Annotated in this window: 16 protein-coding genes; 7 read left to right on the top strand and 9 right to left on the bottom strand. The window is 52.7% G+C overall.

Annotated features, from left to right (window positions below; all coding sequences use genetic code 11):
- Positions 1 to 20: 20 nt before the first annotated feature.
- Together ilvD and K3T82_RS24180 are read right to left on the bottom strand one after the other, a co-directional pair.
- Positions 21 to 1,757: a dihydroxy-acid dehydratase gene (gene ilvD, locus K3T82_RS24185; RefSeq protein ID WP_220196511.1), complete on the bottom strand. Its 1,737-nt coding sequence runs from the start codon at positions 1,755 to 1,757 to the stop codon at positions 21 to 23.
- Positions 1,758 to 1,809: 52 nt separating this feature from the next.
- Positions 1,810 to 2,619 (bottom strand): SDR family NAD(P)-dependent oxidoreductase, encoded by an 810-nt coding sequence (locus K3T82_RS24180; protein ID WP_220196121.1) that lies wholly within the window; start codon positions 2,617 to 2,619, stop codon positions 1,810 to 1,812.
- Between the two features lie 195 nt (positions 2,620 to 2,814).
- Between K3T82_RS24180 and K3T82_RS24175 the strand changes: the two genes are divergently transcribed.
- Complete coding sequence (locus K3T82_RS24175; RefSeq protein WP_220196120.1) at positions 2,815 to 3,207, top strand: VOC family protein; 393 nt, start codon at positions 2,815 to 2,817, stop codon at positions 3,205 to 3,207.
- A gap of 161 nt (positions 3,208 to 3,368) precedes the next feature.
- Here the strand turns inward: K3T82_RS24175 and K3T82_RS24170 are convergent, their stop codons facing one another.
- The 4 genes from K3T82_RS24170 to K3T82_RS24155 all read right to left on the bottom strand — a co-directional run bounded on the left by K3T82_RS24170 (position 3,369) and on the right by K3T82_RS24155 (position 5,740).
- Positions 3,369 to 4,253 carry a hypothetical protein gene (locus K3T82_RS24170; protein ID WP_220196119.1) on the bottom strand — a complete coding sequence of 295 codons (885 nt, stop codon included), beginning with the start codon at positions 4,251 to 4,253 and terminating at the stop codon, positions 3,369 to 3,371.
- Positions 4,254 to 4,458: 205 nt separating this feature from the next.
- On the bottom strand, positions 4,459 to 5,085 hold the full coding sequence (locus K3T82_RS24165) for a type 1 glutamine amidotransferase family protein (protein WP_220196118.1): 627 nt from the start codon (positions 5,083 to 5,085) through the stop codon (positions 4,459 to 4,461).
- A gap of 152 nt (positions 5,086 to 5,237) precedes the next feature.
- Positions 5,238 to 5,474, bottom strand: a complete 237-nt coding sequence (locus K3T82_RS24160) for a hypothetical protein (RefSeq protein WP_220196117.1) — start codon at positions 5,472 to 5,474, stop codon at positions 5,238 to 5,240.
- Positions 5,453 to 5,740: a hypothetical protein gene (locus K3T82_RS24155; protein ID WP_220196116.1), complete on the bottom strand. Its 288-nt coding sequence runs from the start codon at positions 5,738 to 5,740 to the stop codon at positions 5,453 to 5,455. The genes K3T82_RS24160 and K3T82_RS24155 overlap by 22 nt, the downstream gene beginning before the upstream one ends.
- Before the next feature lie 264 nt (positions 5,741 to 6,004).
- Between K3T82_RS24155 and K3T82_RS24150 the strand changes: the two genes are divergently transcribed.
- Positions 6,005 to 6,841, top strand: coding sequence for an aminoglycoside adenylyltransferase domain-containing protein (locus K3T82_RS24150; protein WP_220196115.1), 837 nt, complete (start codon positions 6,005 to 6,007; stop codon positions 6,839 to 6,841).
- Positions 6,842 to 6,924: 83 nt separating this feature from the next.
- On the opposite strand, the gene K3T82_RS24145 is transcribed toward K3T82_RS24150, so the two are convergent.
- The gene (locus K3T82_RS24145) at positions 6,925 to 7,344 is read right to left on the bottom strand and encodes a nitroreductase family deazaflavin-dependent oxidoreductase (protein WP_220196114.1); all 420 of its coding nucleotides are present in this window, start codon (positions 7,342 to 7,344) and stop codon (positions 6,925 to 6,927) included.
- A gap of 806 nt (positions 7,345 to 8,150) precedes the next feature.
- Here K3T82_RS24145 and K3T82_RS24140 point away from each other — a divergent pair.
- Positions 8,151 to 10,805: a glycoside hydrolase family 78 protein gene (locus K3T82_RS24140; RefSeq protein ID WP_220196113.1), complete on the top strand. Its 2,655-nt coding sequence runs from the start codon at positions 8,151 to 8,153 to the stop codon at positions 10,803 to 10,805.
- A gap of 4 nt (positions 10,806 to 10,809) precedes the next feature.
- On the top strand, positions 10,810 to 11,961 hold the full coding sequence (locus K3T82_RS24135; protein WP_220196112.1) for a phosphotransferase family protein: 1,152 nt from the start codon (positions 10,810 to 10,812) through the stop codon (positions 11,959 to 11,961).
- Between the two features lie 55 nt (positions 11,962 to 12,016).
- On the opposite strand, the gene K3T82_RS24130 is transcribed toward K3T82_RS24135, so the two are convergent.
- A complete protein-coding gene (locus tag K3T82_RS24130) occupies positions 12,017 to 12,934 on the bottom strand; it encodes an MmyB family transcriptional regulator (RefSeq protein WP_220196111.1) in 918 nt (305 codons plus the stop codon).
- A 163-nt stretch (positions 12,935 to 13,097) separates the two neighbouring features.
- Here K3T82_RS24130 and K3T82_RS24125 point away from each other — a divergent pair, with 163 nt between their 5' ends.
- The gene (locus K3T82_RS24125) at positions 13,098 to 13,847 is read left to right on the top strand and encodes an SDR family NAD(P)-dependent oxidoreductase (RefSeq protein WP_220196110.1); all 750 of its coding nucleotides are present in this window, start codon (positions 13,098 to 13,100) and stop codon (positions 13,845 to 13,847) included.
- Positions 13,848 to 13,965: 118 nt separating this feature from the next.
- On the opposite strand, the gene K3T82_RS24120 is transcribed toward K3T82_RS24125, so the two are convergent.
- A complete protein-coding gene (locus K3T82_RS24120) occupies positions 13,966 to 14,679 on the bottom strand; it encodes a TetR/AcrR family transcriptional regulator (RefSeq protein ID WP_220196109.1) in 714 nt (237 codons plus the stop codon).
- 370 nt (positions 14,680 to 15,049) lie between these two features.
- On the opposite strand from K3T82_RS24120, the gene K3T82_RS24115 reads away from it, so the two are divergent.
- A complete protein-coding gene (locus K3T82_RS24115) occupies positions 15,050 to 15,898 on the top strand; it encodes an SDR family oxidoreductase (RefSeq protein ID WP_220196108.1) in 849 nt (282 codons plus the stop codon).
- Between the two features lie 134 nt (positions 15,899 to 16,032).
- Positions 16,033 to 16,518, top strand: a complete 486-nt coding sequence (locus K3T82_RS24110; protein WP_220196107.1) for an HIT family protein — start codon at positions 16,033 to 16,035, stop codon at positions 16,516 to 16,518.
- The last annotated feature ends 5 nt before the right edge of the window (positions 16,519 to 16,523 follow it).

The raw sequence follows: 16,523 nt of genomic DNA, 5'->3' as shown, positions 1-16,523 counted from the left end.
TTGCATCAAAGTTTCTTATCTCATGTCAGAGATGCCCCCTCAGATGCGCCACCCGCGACCCGGGCAAAAAGCGAAAGAATGCCAGTACTATGCCGTGGTGGGGGTGGTGTCCAGCGTGCTCGCCGCTCAGCTAATACGCGCTCGATCTCTTCGGCAGCTAGATGCTGATCCCCAGTTCCTACCACAGCGAGACGACGCTCAGGAATATGAATCTCGATCAGGTCGCCTTCTTCAATGAGCGCGACAGGGCCTCCATCGAGGGCTTCGGGGGTAATATGCCCGATACATGGTCCCTTCATCGCGCCTGAGAAGCGTCCATCAGTTATCAGGGCGGTAGTGGTGTTGAGCGCGGGATCATCGGCGATGATAGCGGAGGCAAAATACATTTCGGGCATGCCATTGGCACGCGGCCCCTCATAGCGAATGACCACCACATCGCCAGGAAGAATCTTGCGCTCCCGTAACGCCGCAATAGCCTCCTCTTCAAAATCGAAGACCCTGGCTGGCCCTACATGCACATGCATTTCAGGCGGGACCGCGAAGGCTTTGACGACTGCTCCATCAGGGGCGAGATTGCCTCGTAGCACCGCGACCCCACCGTCACTACCGAAGGGGTCCGAGCGTGGACGAATGACCTCACGCCGGGACACCTTAACATTGCGCAGATAACCGATGCGCTCGGCGAAGAAGCGGCTATGTTCAATCTCTTCCAAATTCTGACCCAGCGTCTTACCAGTCACGGTCAGGCAGTCCAGGTGGAGCATATCACGTAACTCTAGCATAATGGCGGGAACACCACCAGCGTACCAGAAATACTCAACCGGATAACGCCCAGTAGTCTTTACATTTGCCAGCACTGGCACCTGACGGTGGATGCGGTCAAAATCATCGATGGTGATCTCAATCCCTGCCTCGCGCGCGATCAGTGGCAGATGTAACAACATATTCGTGGAGCCACCAACCGCCGCGTGGATAACGATTGCGTTCTCAAAAGCTTCGCGAGTCAAAATACGCCGGGGTGTGATCTCCTCTTCAATGAGTCTCAACATCTGTTTACCAGTAGCGCGAGCATAGCGCAAAAGTTGCGCGAGAGGCGCTGGCACGAGGGCCGACCCCGGCAAGGATAGACCAAGCGCCTCCGAGATAACCTGACCCGTGCTGGCACTCCCCATGAACTGGCAGGCTCCACATGTGGGGCATGCCCCATGCTCGGCCTGTTCAAACTCTTCCCGTTCAAATTCTCCCCGCTCGACAGCCATGCCCATAGGCCAGAGGTGATTTGAGGTCACATAATCGGGCGCGTTCAATTGGGTACCACCCGGCAGGTGAATAGCTGGCAGGTTGCAGCGAGCAATGGCGAGCAGATGTGCAGGTACCGACTTATCATTGCCTGAGATCAATACCATACCATCGTGGGGGTGCCCCAGAGCGTGAATCTCAATCATCGCCGCCATGATATCACGTGAGACTAGAGAGTACGACATACCTGAGTGCGCCTGAGCGACACCGTCGCATATATCGCTGACAGTAAAGACGCCCGGCTTACCACCTGACTCAAAGACACCATTACTCACCTCTTCAACAAGCGAGCGAAAGTGGAATGTGCCCGGATGACCCATACCATAGGCGCTATCGACAAGTACCTGAGGTTTGCTCAGATCTTCCTCGGTCCAGTTCATACCCATCCGCAAGGCGTCGCCTTGATGATTCACGGAGCGCAGGTGCTGGCTCCTTAGTTTGCTAGGATCTATCGGCATCATTGCTCTCCTTTTCAACCATGCAATCCAGTGTTAGCGGCTCGCATATTGCTTATCTTAAACGCGAAGAGTATTTAGGTAGATCAGGCATATCATCAGGCAGAGGACTATGCAGCGTCCAGCCCCCATCAACCACAAGGGTTTGCCCTGTCACTTGGCGCGCCCCAGGCGAGGCGAGATAAAGCGCGGCTGCCACCACATCATCTACATAGCCAACACGCCTGGTTGGTGTCACCTCTGCCCAATGCGTTTCATAATCGGGATCATCTTGTAGTGTTCGCTCAGTAAGGGTCGCGCCAGGACTGATAGCATTGACTGTAATACCATACTTACCGACCTCCAGCGCGATACTCTTCGCCATCATGCGAATTCCCGCCTTGCTCACGCCGTACACGCTCAAATTCAGGTGAGCCTGAACGCCAGTAACAGACGACATCAAAATAATGCGTCCAGGAGTCTGCGCTTCTATCATGATGCGGGCGGCTGTCTGCGCGATAAAGAAGCTTCCACGCAGGTTCACACCTGTTAAGCGGTCAAAGGCTTCGGGAGTATAGTCGAGGAACGAGCCATAGTTGGTAATGCCAGCGTTGGCAATCACAATATCTAGCCCACCTGCTTTCTCCGCGAAGCTTTGAAACATGCTCCGAATGCTATCTACATCAGCAACATCACCCGCATATGGATGGACACACTCAATCTTCAGTTCAGTATTCAACGCTTGCGCAGCCCGACTACATAGTTCCGCATCAATATCGTTCAGCGCGACCGTTGCGCCCTCATTCGCGAAGGCCCGACAGAGCGCATAGCCAATGCCCGTCCCCGCGCCAGTGACAAAGACGGCCTTTCCAGTAAAATTGCTCACATTGTCCCTCCTTTGCTTTACACTCCCTTCAGTCTCGCATGTGAACCCCGCTCATTGCAAATTCAAAGTCACTTGAAAGTGTCGTTTCGTTTCTTTACTCTTCCACATCTACGACATTCCGTCAGAATAACACAGTACAGACACTTGTGAATTGCAAGCGATATTGTGCTAATGAAGAAAGGAACAGGGATCAGAATGGACATGAAACTTGAGCTGGTGCCAATACCAGTCGCGGATGTTGATCGCGCCAAGGAATTCTACGTGGAGCAGGTTGGCTTTAATGTGGACGTTGATGTACAGAGGAATGGAATGCGTGTTGTGCAACTCACTCCACCTGGATCAAACTGCTCAATCGTCATCGGCACCGGACTTGGCGAAATCTCAGCTATGCAGCCCGGTACCATAAAGGCTCTGCACTTAGTTGTAGGGGATATTTACAAAGCTCGTGAAGCACTTGCCAACCGTGGCATTCACATGAGCGAGGTTGATGAACATGACCAGGGGATAAAATACTCCTCTTTTAGCGACCCTGATGGCAACACATGGCTTCTTCAGGAGATGCCCTGGCGCTCACCCGAATTCCAATAACCCAATCTCCACACAAAAAACTTCCTCTCCCCATATGTAGGCGCAGAGCTTCGGACTGCGCCGCTTCCCCCACGATCTCACTCGCATATATACACGAGAAGGCTCTGGGGATCGCCGCGCGTTGCGCTGCTGGCGACTCCCGGAGCCTTCTCGCTTCGTTCTCAGTTGTTCACCAGTGCCCCGGCGTCGAGCTGGGCGATGAGGGTGCTGACGATGCCCTGGTCCTTTCCCGCATCCACGGGAGGGCCGAACACCTTCACGTTCGTCTCGGTGGCGTACCCGTTGGCCGGCACCGGGTGCCAGTCCTGGGCCACCAGAGGCTTGCCGTCACCGGTGAGTGCATCCACGCCGCCGGTGTTGCGGACCTCACGGTCCTCGCCGCGGACGAGCAGCACGTGCTCCACAGCGTCGTTCACGACGTTGGCATGGGCACGCCCCTCGAAGCCGATGATCTTGTCACCCTTGATCGTGACGCAGTTGCGCACCCCACTGCTCCAGTCGGTCTGGTTGAGCGCGGTACCGACCACGTGACCTTTCACGGTCGCCGTGAGCTTCAGAGTGTGCTTGCCACCGAACGGGGAGGAGCCCGTCACCTTGACGGGCCCGCTGCCGGTGACCACGGTCTGCGTGCCGCTGATGGACAGGGTCAGTGTGGCGTCGTCGACCCCGCTGATCTCACCCTCGACCTGAGTCGCCTGTCCACTTGTGCCCGTCAGGTCCTCCCGCGTCAGCGAGATGCAGATCGTGCGCGGACCTGTCGCGGAAGGCTTCACAGGCGCTGAGGGATCGGTCGTCGGGCTCGCCGACGCCGAGGGCTTGTCCCTTGATTGGTTGAGCGGCATCGACGAGTCGCTCACCGGCGCCGAGGGTGCGACCCCCGGCCGGGCGTGCGGCGGAATGCCGCAACCAGTTAGTGCCACGAAGAGTATCGCAACGATCGCGACGAAGAGTGCGTTGAACCAGTTTCGACCAGTCAGGTGCATGCGCACGTGACTCACCTTCTCTCTTGAGAGATGCCTGATGATTTTTTTAAGTGCTGAGAACACGCTTCATTCTTCTTCGTACCACTAGTTGGCACACATCCGCGTCAACTGTCTCCCGGATGGAGACTAGCTTCGCAGAGACGAGTGTCAGACCAACAATACACAGAAGAGGTGATGCGTTTCGCTTGATACTCGCAGTATACTATGGTACAAGTACAATGGACAAGCATTGCACCAAAATTGACCCTATTTCAAGACAATTTCAGGCTTATACTCCTATTCCCAAAGCACGCATAAGCGCGAAGTGGTATGCTGGATCACCGGTCTTGAAGAGGCCATACCACGCCTCCAGGGCTTCAGGGGTATAGACCTCAAGCCGTTTCAAGATGTGATAAGCAAATTCCAGCGAGGCCGTGGCTCCTGCGGTGATAAGATCGCCATCCGTGAAGGCTCGCTCCTGCTGATATAGCGCCTCACCCCGATATCCCGTTGCCTTGAGCGCGTCGATAATATTGCCTGTGTGCCGCCTATCATCAAGCAGCCCGGCACAAGCTAGCCCATCTACAGCACCACAAATAGCCGCGACTGGTACACCAGTTTCCAGGAAAGCCCGAGCACACTCAAGTGCTTGATCCCGTTTGCCTTCCGTCCAACCCTCACCTCCAGTCAGGATCAGCATAGCACTCTGCGCAGGCGTGAGCTCTGCCAATGCCATATCGGGAATGATGGTCAACCCTCCAATCGTCTTGATGGGCTCGCGACTAACGCCTACAGTTCGCACGCAATACCGTGACTGCCAGGATGGATTATTTAGGGCCGCGATAGCATAGGCTGGCTCCCAATCGGAGAATGTATCATAAACAAAGAGGTGTACAATTCGTTGTTTCTGCTGCATCAGAACTCCCTTTCCTATTTATAAAGTACTTCAAAGGAAGTGAGGGTATTTCGCGTATCCAATACTAATATAGCAGCATAAGCAGACATAATTGACCCTCTTTAAAAATTATGATCCATGGAATGATTATTGAAGATGACAGAAACGGTAAGCTACAGTTCCATATGGTAATCATTATAGTTTTGAGGGTTAATCTGGACAGTTACATATTCGCCCTCGCGGACAACGGGGCGCGAGTTCTTATCCTGCTTAAAGCGATAGCGCGAACCAGTGCGAGGATCAAGCCACTCGGCGCGCACCGTATACACAGTATAACCATTGCCAGGTGAGCTTGCATTATTATTTACGAAGCGACTCTGAATATTGCTTACAAGCGCGGAAACGCGCATGCCCCTCTTGAGAGACGGTCACGCTTGAAGGCATAGCTCACACTCCGCACAAAAACAATCAGCCCCATAAGTAAACCCAAGCCGACACCAATCAGCGTGCCAGGACTGGACATGGACATATCAGTAGGATCAAACGAAGAGAGCGATGCCCCATGCGTAAAGAGCACTTCATAAAAAACCGTTCCTAGAAGACCGCAGACGAGAGCCCCAAAAACAGCCATGAATACGCCTGCGATGACGGCTCCAATGAGTCGAAGAAGAAGCATGCCAGCCTCCCTGCCTTTGTGGCAAACCACTAAATTGAAGTACAATCTGACTCGTTAGCCTTTTACCCCTATAAATTCATAACTCATCCACACCCGGAGTGCAATAGATCAACGTGCAGTATTGTATATTTCAGGGGTTCGCTTTCATCAAGATTACTTAGCTACATACAACATTACTTCTAGCACCTTGGAGATACCCTGGCAGATAATCTGAGGATATACGGTAGATAAGAAACTATCATACAATTAAGGGAGGAGGAAAGTATGGAAGAAAAACCTATTTTGCCGGAGGCACTAGCCATTCAGGCCCAACCAACACCTTACGACGATGTTAACGCGGTCTTGCACACCTTCGCAAGCATAGCACAGAACACGCTAGCTGATCAGTTTGTCGGTATGTATGCCTATGGATCACTGGCTCTGGGTGGCTTCGATCCAGACACCAGCGACATCGATTTCATTGTGATTACCAGAGGTACACTTAGTGATCATCACATCACAGCTCTACGGGAGATACACAAACGCTTCGACGCAAGCCAATCGCCCTGGGCGGCAAAGCTAGAGGCAGCCTACATTCCTCTCAAAGTATTGCAACATCATACACCAACCACCACACGCTATCCACAGGTCGAGAAGGGAACAGCCCTCTTCGAGGGTCCTCTAGAAGAGGGCTGGCTCTTCCAGTGCTACACCCTTCGCGAGCATGGTATAAGGGTGGCAGGTCCCAATCCCCACACCCTGAGCGAACCCATCACCCCCCGAACCATGCGCCGGGCCGTCCCAACAATTCCGAAGATGTGGCAAGAGCAGGCCAGGAGTGATCCCTCCTGGCTAGACTGGCTACGTGTCCGCCACAACCAGGCATTCGTCGTCTTAACCCTCTGCCGACTTCTTTTCACGCTCACCACAGCCACAGTCGCCTCCAAGCCCACTGCTGCCCACTGGGCTCAATCAAATCTGGATTCACAATGGACCAATCTTATCGAACAAGCGCTAAACAATCAGCATAACCCCGAACAAGTCCCAGAATCCGATATAGAAAGTACCCTATCCCTGCTCCAATATACGATTGAGCAATGTCAGGCCTACAAAGTGCTTTGAAGCCCCTCCAAAAATAAAGAAGAGGGTTAGCACTTACTAATCCCTCTTCTTCGAATGCTCTCTCAACATGCAGGCACTAAGATTTAGTCAGCGCTTCGCTTCAACACAATCAGCGGAATCTGGCGCGTCGTTTTCGCCTGATGCTCAGCAAGAAATGAGCTCACCTCATTAAATTTGGCGAAGAGTCGCCTATACTCCTCACCACTGGCGATGACAGCTGTAGTAGTAAAGGCCTCGCCACCTATTTCTACGGTAACTTCAGGATTCGCCACTATATTGTGATACCACGCTGGGTGCTTCGGCGCGCCAAGCATCGATGCCGCGACGACATAACTATCGCCATCATCAACAAATCCCAGCGGGGTCGTACGCTTCTCACCGCTCTTCGCGCCCACTGTATTTAATAGCAACAGCCGACCGCCCGCGTAAGGTCCGCCCACCTTACCACCATTGGCCCGAAACTCATCAATAACATTCTTATTCCATGCATTGATATCCTGCATTTATCGATTCTCCTAAACATACGTTTCAAAATATTATTTTTCCTTCTTGCAGAATATCACAAGAAAAGGAGGGTCGTATAGCTTATGGACACATATATATCCACAAGCCATATGACTCTCCCTTATCTCTTCTCAGTAGAACTCGTTGAATTCGAAGGCAGTGGAGCATCACTGCATGGCAGCTTATATAATTTATACTGCTTGATTGACCGGGTCTTATCCTGCAATACAATCACGGTATCGATAGGCGGAAAACCAGGCTCGCAAACTTCTGGTCTTTTCTCCGCTAACGGCGCGCCTTCACCTTCATACAGCGCTCGATGTACCCACGCTCTGACTCGCTCTCTAATGAACTCGTCGCTTCCGCGTTTCGGCTCACTATGATTGTCCGCCATGTTTCACGAAGCTCTTTCTATATTTATATGCTATATATGTTAATCGCAAACAATATCTAATCGTAACTCAACAGGACCCTTCGATACGCCTGGGAGCGAAGTTATGCTTAAACGTCCCCCACTGGTAAAGAGGCATCCTTAGTATAAGACGCCATCCATCCCACTTTTCCTGACAGCCCAACAACATCATACCCCGCCCGCTTCCCAGGCAGCAAGAGCCATAATAAAGCGAGACATCATAGCTTACAACCTGCACACCTTTATCTACTCTTACGACACTTTAGCTGGCGATTTTTCACATAATTTAGCTCATAACTACCCGCTTGCTTGACTTGACATGGCTTAACTTACCGATTTATAGTGACTCAAACTTGACCGTGCATTAGTCAGGCGAAAGGAAGCAAGCGATCAATGACTGATCAACATGATTCCCAAACTACACCCTCCACGACAACAACCCACAGCAAGATATCCCAGACCACTATCGCGAATCTGCGCTTCGAACACCTTAAGGATACGCTCGGTATAGGTACAGACAGGCCTCGCCTATCATGGACAATTGAGACCACCACTCCCAATTGGCGGCAGCGCGGCTACGAGCTTGAGGTCTATACTACAGATGGAGAACTAAAAGGACAAACTGGTCTGGTTGACTCTGAGCAATCAGTGCTTGTTCCCTGGCCCTTTGAGCCACTCCACTCCCGCGAAGGTCTCTCGGTCCGCCTGCGCATTCATGAAAGTAATGGGCAGCATTCGGACTGGAGCGCCCTATACTCCGTTGAGGCTGGTCTCCTCTCGCCAGATGACTGGAGCGCGCGCTTTGTGACACCCGATTGGGAGGAGGATACCTCCCAACCCGGAGCCCACCCACTCCTGCGCCATGAATTCGATGTGCAACCCGGCCTGAAACAAGCACGGCTCTATGTCACAGCCCTGGGACTCTATGAGTCTCACCTCAACGGCACCGTCATAGGCGATCATACCCTGGCACCAGGATGGACCAGCTACACACATCGCCTCCGCTACCAGACCTTTGACGTCACAAGCCACTTGCATGAGGGGCGTAACGCCATCGGAGCCATGCTCGGCGATGGATGGTATAGGGGGCGTCTCGGCTTCAATGGTGGGCAACGCAACCACTATGGGGACCAGCTGGCTCTACTGGCTCAACTTGAGCTTACCTACGAGGATGGCACAACAGAGCGCGTTGTGACCGATCCATCATGGCACGCGGCTCGCGGTCCCATCCTTGCCAGCGGTATCTACGACGGTGAAACCTATGACGCTCGCCAGGACCACCCGGGATGGTCCACACCAGGGCATGACGACCATGATTGGTTCCCAGTTCGCTCTGTGGAGCGTGATCTCAATACTCTGGTCGCGCCCACAGGGCCAGCAGTTCGCCGCGTTGAGCTAGTCACCCCGTTATCCATCACAACCTCACCGAGTGGACGCACTATCATCGATTTCGGACAGAATCTCGTTGGACGGCTCCGCCTGACAGTTCGCGGCGAGGCTGGACAAACAATCACCCTGCGCCACGCCGAGGTGCTGGAAGATGGTGAACTCTGTACACGCCTCCTACGCCACGCGCAAGCAACCGATCACTATACACTACGAGGTGGCGACACCGAGACATGGGAACCACGCTTTACCTTCCACGGCTTCCGCTATGCCGAGGTGGAGGGTTGGCCCGGCGAGCTTCAGCTTGATAATCTGCGCGCCGTGGTCTGCCACTCCGATATGGAGCGCATTGGCTGGTTCGAGTGTTCAAATTCGCTTCTCAACCAGTTACACTCCAATGTTATCTGGAGTATGCGTGGCAACTTTGTAGATATTCCGACCGATTGTCCCCAGCGCGACGAGCGAATGGGCTGGACCGGCGATATCCAGGTCTTCTCACCCACCGCTAGCTTTCTCTACAATACGGCAGGCTTCCTGACCTCCTGGCTAGCTGATGTCGCTTTCGATCAGGCGGATGCGGGTGGCGTTGTGCCATTTGTCGTTCCTAATCTTCTGGACAAGGACGTGCCGCCAGCGGCTGCCTGGGGTGATGCTGGCGTGGTCGTACCCTGGGTACTCTACCAGCGCAGCGGAGACGCTGGCATCCTCGCCACCCAATTCGCCAGTATGCGCGCCTGGGTCGATACAATAGCCGAGAGAGCCGGTAGTACTCGGCTATGGAATACGGGCTTTCAATATGGTGACTGGCTCGATCCCCGCGCCCCAGCCGAGCGTGCCGATGATGCCCGTACCGACAAGTACCTGATCGCTACCGCCTATTTCGCTTACTCATCTGAACTGCTGAGTCAAGCCGCGCAAGTGCTTGGAGACACCGAGAATGCCGAGCGCTACAGCAAACTGGCTCAGGAGGTACGCGTGGCCTTCAATAGGGAGTACGTCACGCCAGGCGGTCGCGTTCTCAGTGACAGCACGACCGCCTACGCGCTGGCCTTGCAGTTCAATTTACTCGAAACTACAGAGCATCGTCAGCGCGCGGGTAAGCGATTGGCGGAACTGGTGCGAGAGAGTGGCTACCATATCAGTACGGGATTCGTTGGCACACCGCTCATTTGTGACGCCCTCTGCGCCGCTGGGGAAGAAGCCGTCGCCTACCGTCTTCTGATGCAGACCGAGTGTCCTTCCTGGCTCTATCCAGTAACCCAGGGAGCCACCACCATCTGGGAGCGTTGGGACTGCCAGCGTCCGGATGGCACAATTAACACCAGCTCCATGACTTCCTTCAATCACTACGCGCTGGGAGCCGTCGCCGACTGGTTGCATCGCACTGTGGCTGGCCTCGCTCCCGCCGAGCCCGGTTACCGCCGCATCACCATCCAACCACGCCCCGGTAGCGATCTTACGCATGCCAGCGCTCAGCACCGCACGCCCTACGGCCTCTCCAAAGTGGCCTGGAGGCTAGAAGATGATAAACTCAGCGTCGAGGCCGTAATTCCGCCCAATACCACCGCTCACGTGGTCCTCCCTGGGCGAGAGAGCGAGCTAATAGAGGTAGGCTCTGGCTCCTATCACTGGACCTACGAATATCAACAACAGAAAGGATAGCTATATGGAAAGTGCCGCCCAACGCGCCGAACGAATTCTATCCAAGACATTTGGCGGTCCTATACACCTTGGTGAAGCGCAAGACCTGGGCGGCAGTGCTCGCTCAAAAGTGCTACGATTTAGCGTATTAGAAGGGCCTGATACAGCTCCCAGGAGCATCATCGTAAAGCATATAAACAGCGAAACATTTGACCCTCATAGCACCAACGACGCAACCTGGTACTTCTTCAATGATTGGGCCAGTCTGCAATTCCTCGATCAAGTGACCTCCTCACCACTCGCCCCCAGGCTATATGGAGGCGAGCGCGAGACAGGTCTGCTTGTCATGGAAGATATCCAGCAGATAACCCGTTTGGATCATCTCTTGCTAGGAGATGATCCAAACGCCGCAGAGGCCGGGCTGATGGCTTATGCCAAGCTACATGGTCATCTGCACGCGCTCTCTATCAACCATCAAAATGAATATCTACGCATTCGTGAGTACCTTGGGCCCACCAAAAGCGCCGACGATTTCTACACCTTCCTCTGGCTTCCCACAACCCTGGAAGAGGTTGCCAGACTCCTCGATGTACCAGTTCAGCCTGGCGCAAGCCATGAGCTTGAGAGATTGATTACAGCCCTGACCAACCCTGGCCCTTTCTTAAGCTTTGTGCAATCGGATGCGGCGCCAGACAACATCCTCTTTGACGGCGAACGATGGCGCTTGATTGACTTTGAGGGTGCTACGTATATGCATGCGCTGCTTGAAGGAGCATATATTCATATGCCTTTCCCCACCTGCTGGTGTGTCTACCGCATACCTGATCCTCTGGTTCAGCGACTTGAGGATCGCTATCGAGTCGAACTGGCTCGCGCCTGTCCAGCCGCTTCAGATGATACTCTTTTCAAGCACAGTATGGCTGAGGCATGCATCACCTGGGTACTGTTCTTCCATAAGTGGATCTGTTCGCTTGAGAAATTACTGATTCAGGACCAGAACATCGTGGCACTTAGTGATAGGCAACGCTTCTTGCTTTATATGGAGAACGCCACTCGTTCTTTGGAGTATGCCAACCACCTTCCGGCTCTAGGGAACACATTACGCCTGTGTGCTAAACGGCTCACCCAACTCTGGCCGGAAGCTGTAGATCCCCCCTACTATCCAGCCTTTAGATAAGGCTCGCGCTCAACCACTTATCCACAAATCTTCCACACCACTCAGAAACATAACTTTAAAAACTGTGAACGACAGGGGTAGTCGATGTCTCGATGCTATTGAGAGCCGCGAATACAGTCCGCGCGGCATCATCTAACGGTAAGAGCGCCATAAGACAGGGATACATTTGGCTACAGATAGAGATACGAATTTGTTTAAGTTGGATTGGTTGCCATTCTCCCGTAATAGTATTTCTACAGAGAAGCTGCTTTGGTAATTCGTCATGTTGATCAAGGATCTCGCCCTGTTCCCAATACATACGAAAGTCGGCAACAGCACAGAACCGTTCAACGAGTTCTTGATACCAGGGTTCAAATTGGTATAATCTGTTGCTCTGCTTAAAGAGTTGGATGCCCCGAACGACCCCAACTTCCCAGGCTTTGGTAGATTCGTCATTAAAGCTCGAACGCTTTCGAACTGGCATATCATGACGAAAAAATAAAGGAAGCACATAGCGCTGTGTCTCTGGAATTTCGGAGAGTGGTAGGAACTCAAATAAGCGCTGGAAACTCCCGCTAATAGCCTCAATATGCAGAGTGTGCGTCACAAGCAGAGCAGGGTAGGGCAGTGTATCCATGACCTGCCTCCCCTGCTCTAATACCTGCCGAAGGTCGGAACCCGTTAATTCTAGATTCTCTGGAAGATAACGCGCAGCTAATAACAGTTCGTTACGCTGAGCCATGCTGCATTCAAGGTAATGAGCAATCTGCATCAAAGTCTGGCGGCTCGGAACCCTCAGTGAGCGCCCAACCAGCAAATTCTTATAGGTTGGGCATGCTTCATCCGTTAACTCCTGCTGAGTAAAGCGTTTGAGCAATGGATGCGGGCAATCTCTCACCTCATCCTGGCGCGCGATTCGTAACCTCTCTATCGTCTCAATGACGTCTCTTATCACTGGTAATTTCCGCGCAATATTGGAATCGGACTCAAGCATACATCTTCTCCTAAAATGGGGCAGGCAAGCTCGCTCCATAGACGACAGGCCAATCCAGGTGTAGTTTTACACTTGGTACAACATAGAGCACCCCCTATACTATTTCCCGGAACCACTACCTGTGGCTCCTAATGAACCCATACTAAGATTAGGAGATTTTATCGTGCCAAGACTTGAAGGAAAAGTTGCCGTTATCACGGGAGGAAGTACAGGAATTGGGCTTGCAACTGCTCAGCGTTTCGTCGCTGAGGGCGCATATGTATATATCACTGGTCGCCGCCAGAGCGAGCTTGACGCGGCAGTCAAGAAAGTAGAGCACAATATCACCGCAGTTCAAGGTGATGTCGCCAATCTCGCCGACCTTGACCGCCTCTATACGACGGTAAAGCAGCAACACAATCACATTGATATCATCTTCGCCAATGCAGGCGGAGGAGAACGAATGGCACTGGAGAGCATCACAGAAGCCCATTTCGACCAGACAATGAACACTAACGCCAAAGGATTGCTCTTTACGGTTCAAAAAGCCCTTCCACTCATGCGGGATGGGGGATCAATTATTCTCACCGCCTCGACAACTACCGTCACAGGTGTCGAAGGACTCAGCGTTTATAGCGCTGCCAAATCCGCTGTACGCTCTTTCGCGCGTAGCTGGGTTCTGGACCTGAAATCTCGCGGTATCCGTGTTAACGCTATCAGCCCTGGCCCAACCAACACTCCAGGGCTCAATGGCCTCGCAAAAAATGAGGAGGAGCGCAGGCATCTCCTGGCGCATTTCGCAGATATGGTACCGTTAGGCCGGTTAGGCGATCCCGACGAAACCGCGAAAGCTGTCCTGTTTCTAGCATCGGATGAGAGCAGCTTCGTTAATGGGATAGAACTCTTCGTTGATGGAGGCGAAGCCCAAATCTAAGGAATGAGTGTATTGAAGGTGGTTTGATTTAACCACCTTCAATACACTCATTCCTAAATCGCTCACAATCCTCAGCAAAGCAGGGCACAGATCTCATGCTCTGCTCTAGCTTCTCAAGCTAAACATTGTTCTCCGCTAGATTTTCGGCAGGAAACAACCACTGAGTGAGCTCTTCGCGTGAGGCAACATGTATACTTCCCTTTGGGGCACCCAGCACACGCTCGACTGCATCAGCCGAACCCTCAACAAGCCGTTGCAGACGCGGCAAATCTTCTGGCGAGCTCTCTTCGCCGAGGAGCAATTCAGCCGAGGCAAACCCGATATCTTCGAAGAGGGAGAGGACTGCTCTGGCAGCCTGGTCGGGATAAGCAGTTGTCAGAACCCCCTCCTCAATCCCTTGCCGTATAATCGCCTCCAGCCAGGGAGTAATGCGTTTGATTCTGGCACTATAGAGTTTCTGACGCACAATCGCATTCTCATCGCTATACCATACGCGCAAGAAGGCAAACACAAGCTGCTTGTGCTCAATCTTTTCTCGATCAAGTACCGCGAAACTACGCCGTAGCTTATCAAGGGCTTTGAGTTCTGGATCATGAACAATGGAGAGTATAAGCGGCTCTACTTTGTCCGCTCTACGCTCAACCATCGCTTTAAGTAACGCTGGCTTCGAGTCAAAGTAGTGGTAAAACGCCCCTGAGGAGATTTTCAGCTCACCCAGAATATCGGCAATCGCCATCTGCTCATATCCCTTGGTTATGACGGCTCTTTCAGCCGCGTCCAGGATAGCATTGCGACGAGCCTCATACGCCGCCTCATTAACAACACGTGGCATACTCTCTCCCCCCATTAGCAAACAGAGTCTCGGTTTATTCGTACGTGGAGTATAGTCGATTGTGGAAGTTCTTGTCAAGAAGAGCAAGATACAAGAACTTTTTAATGATGGCTCCATGGTACGATCTCAAAATACTCTCCTTTATACACCCTATTCCCCAATCGCTCACATTCTCTCATAACTGCCCCAAAGGACAGGGTCGCCGCTGACCCTTTAGACGAAGCGTAATAGTTGCTTCAGGCTTATACTCACCTCACATTCTTTGAAGGCCCATAAATATCACAATCACACTTACGAGAATCTAACATCCATAAGCTTCTAAATGAAGCCTCAATCACTTCACGAGCCACTATCAAGAAAGGTTAGAGAGATGAGCAAAGTTTTGGTAACCGGGGCAACCGGCAACGTTGGGCGAGAGGTCGTAACGCAATTGTTGAACGAGGGCATAGAAGTTCGCGCGCTGATCCGCAATCCCGCCTCTGCGAGCCTTCCTAATGGAGTTGAGATCGCACAGGGCGACCTGTCAGATACCAAGAGCCTGGTCAAGAGTGCCGAAGGTGTTGAGGCAGTATTTCTGGTGTGGCCTGGACTGCCAACTAGCCTCGCGCCAGCCATGCTAGAAGCATTCAAGCCACATGTTTCCCGCGTTGTCTACCTCTCATCAATGAGCATCCCCAAAGATCGCACAATCAAAATCGATCCAATCACGGATTTTCATAACGAAATCGAACAACAGATTGAGCATTCCGGCCTGGATTGGACCTTCTTGCGCATCAGCGGCCTCGCGACCAATACCCTCGGCTGGGGACAGCAGACCCGTTCCGGCGATGTCGTAAGATGGCCCTTCGCGGCTGCCGCTCGATCACTCATACATGAGAAAGATGTAGCAGCCGTCGCTGTTCGCGCGCTAACCAGTGCTCAACACCATGGAGCAAAATACGACTTGACTGGTCCCCAGGTGTTAACACAGGCCGAACAGGTTCGTGCCATCGGGGACGCTATTGGACGTCCACTGCGCTATGAAGAAACCTCTCCCGAGGTGGCACGTCAACAGATGCTAGCCTACTTCCCCCCCGCGACGGTGGATGGCATGATCAAAGCCTGGGGTAGCCTCGTCGAACACCCCGAGCGCATGTCACATACAGTGGAAGAGGTCACTGGAACACCAGCCCACCCCTACAGCGAATGGGCCCGTGACCACGTTCACGACTTCCGCTAATTTCTCTTCATAAAGGGCACCAGTCACAGTAAGGGCCAGAAGGGAAGCACTGATCTAATCATCTTCCCTTCCCAATCTGCTATACTTATTCTTCTATAGATAGCGTTCTATCCGATAGAATCTAGGAGAATATAATGTTTCGCTCCCAACCATTTGATATTGAAGCGTATGAGAAGAGATCGAAGGAAGGCCCTTGCTTTGTCTGCGAGCTCATTGCAGGCAACAATCCACATCATATAATCTATGAGGACCAGACCGCTATAGCTTTCCTCAACAAGTATCCCACTTTATACGGCTATGCCCTGGTGGCTCCGCGCGAGCATCGCGAGCAGGCAACGGGAGATTTTAGCCTGGAAGAATATCTCGCGCTGCAACGTGTGATATACCATATCTCCGAAGCCTTGAGACAGGTCGTCCCTACTGAAAGGCTCTATGTACTTTCCCTTGGAAGCCAGCAAGGGAATCGCCATGTACATTGGCATCTTGTACCTCTGCCTTCAGGGGTTCCCTATGCCCAGCAACAGACCGCAGCCATCGACGCTGCATCCAGGGGGGTGCTTGCTATTTCAGATGAGGAGATGGCAGCGCTAGCCCAGCAAATTCGTTCGGCTCTGGCCTAACGTGA

This window comes from Ktedonospora formicarum, from assembly GCF_016587355.1.
Lineage (GTDB): Bacteria > Chloroflexota > Ktedonobacteria > Ktedonobacterales > Ktedonobacteraceae > Ktedonobacter > Ktedonobacter formicarum.
The sequence above is the reverse complement of the archived record's forward strand: the minus strand, read 5'-3'. Positions and strand labels throughout refer to the sequence as shown.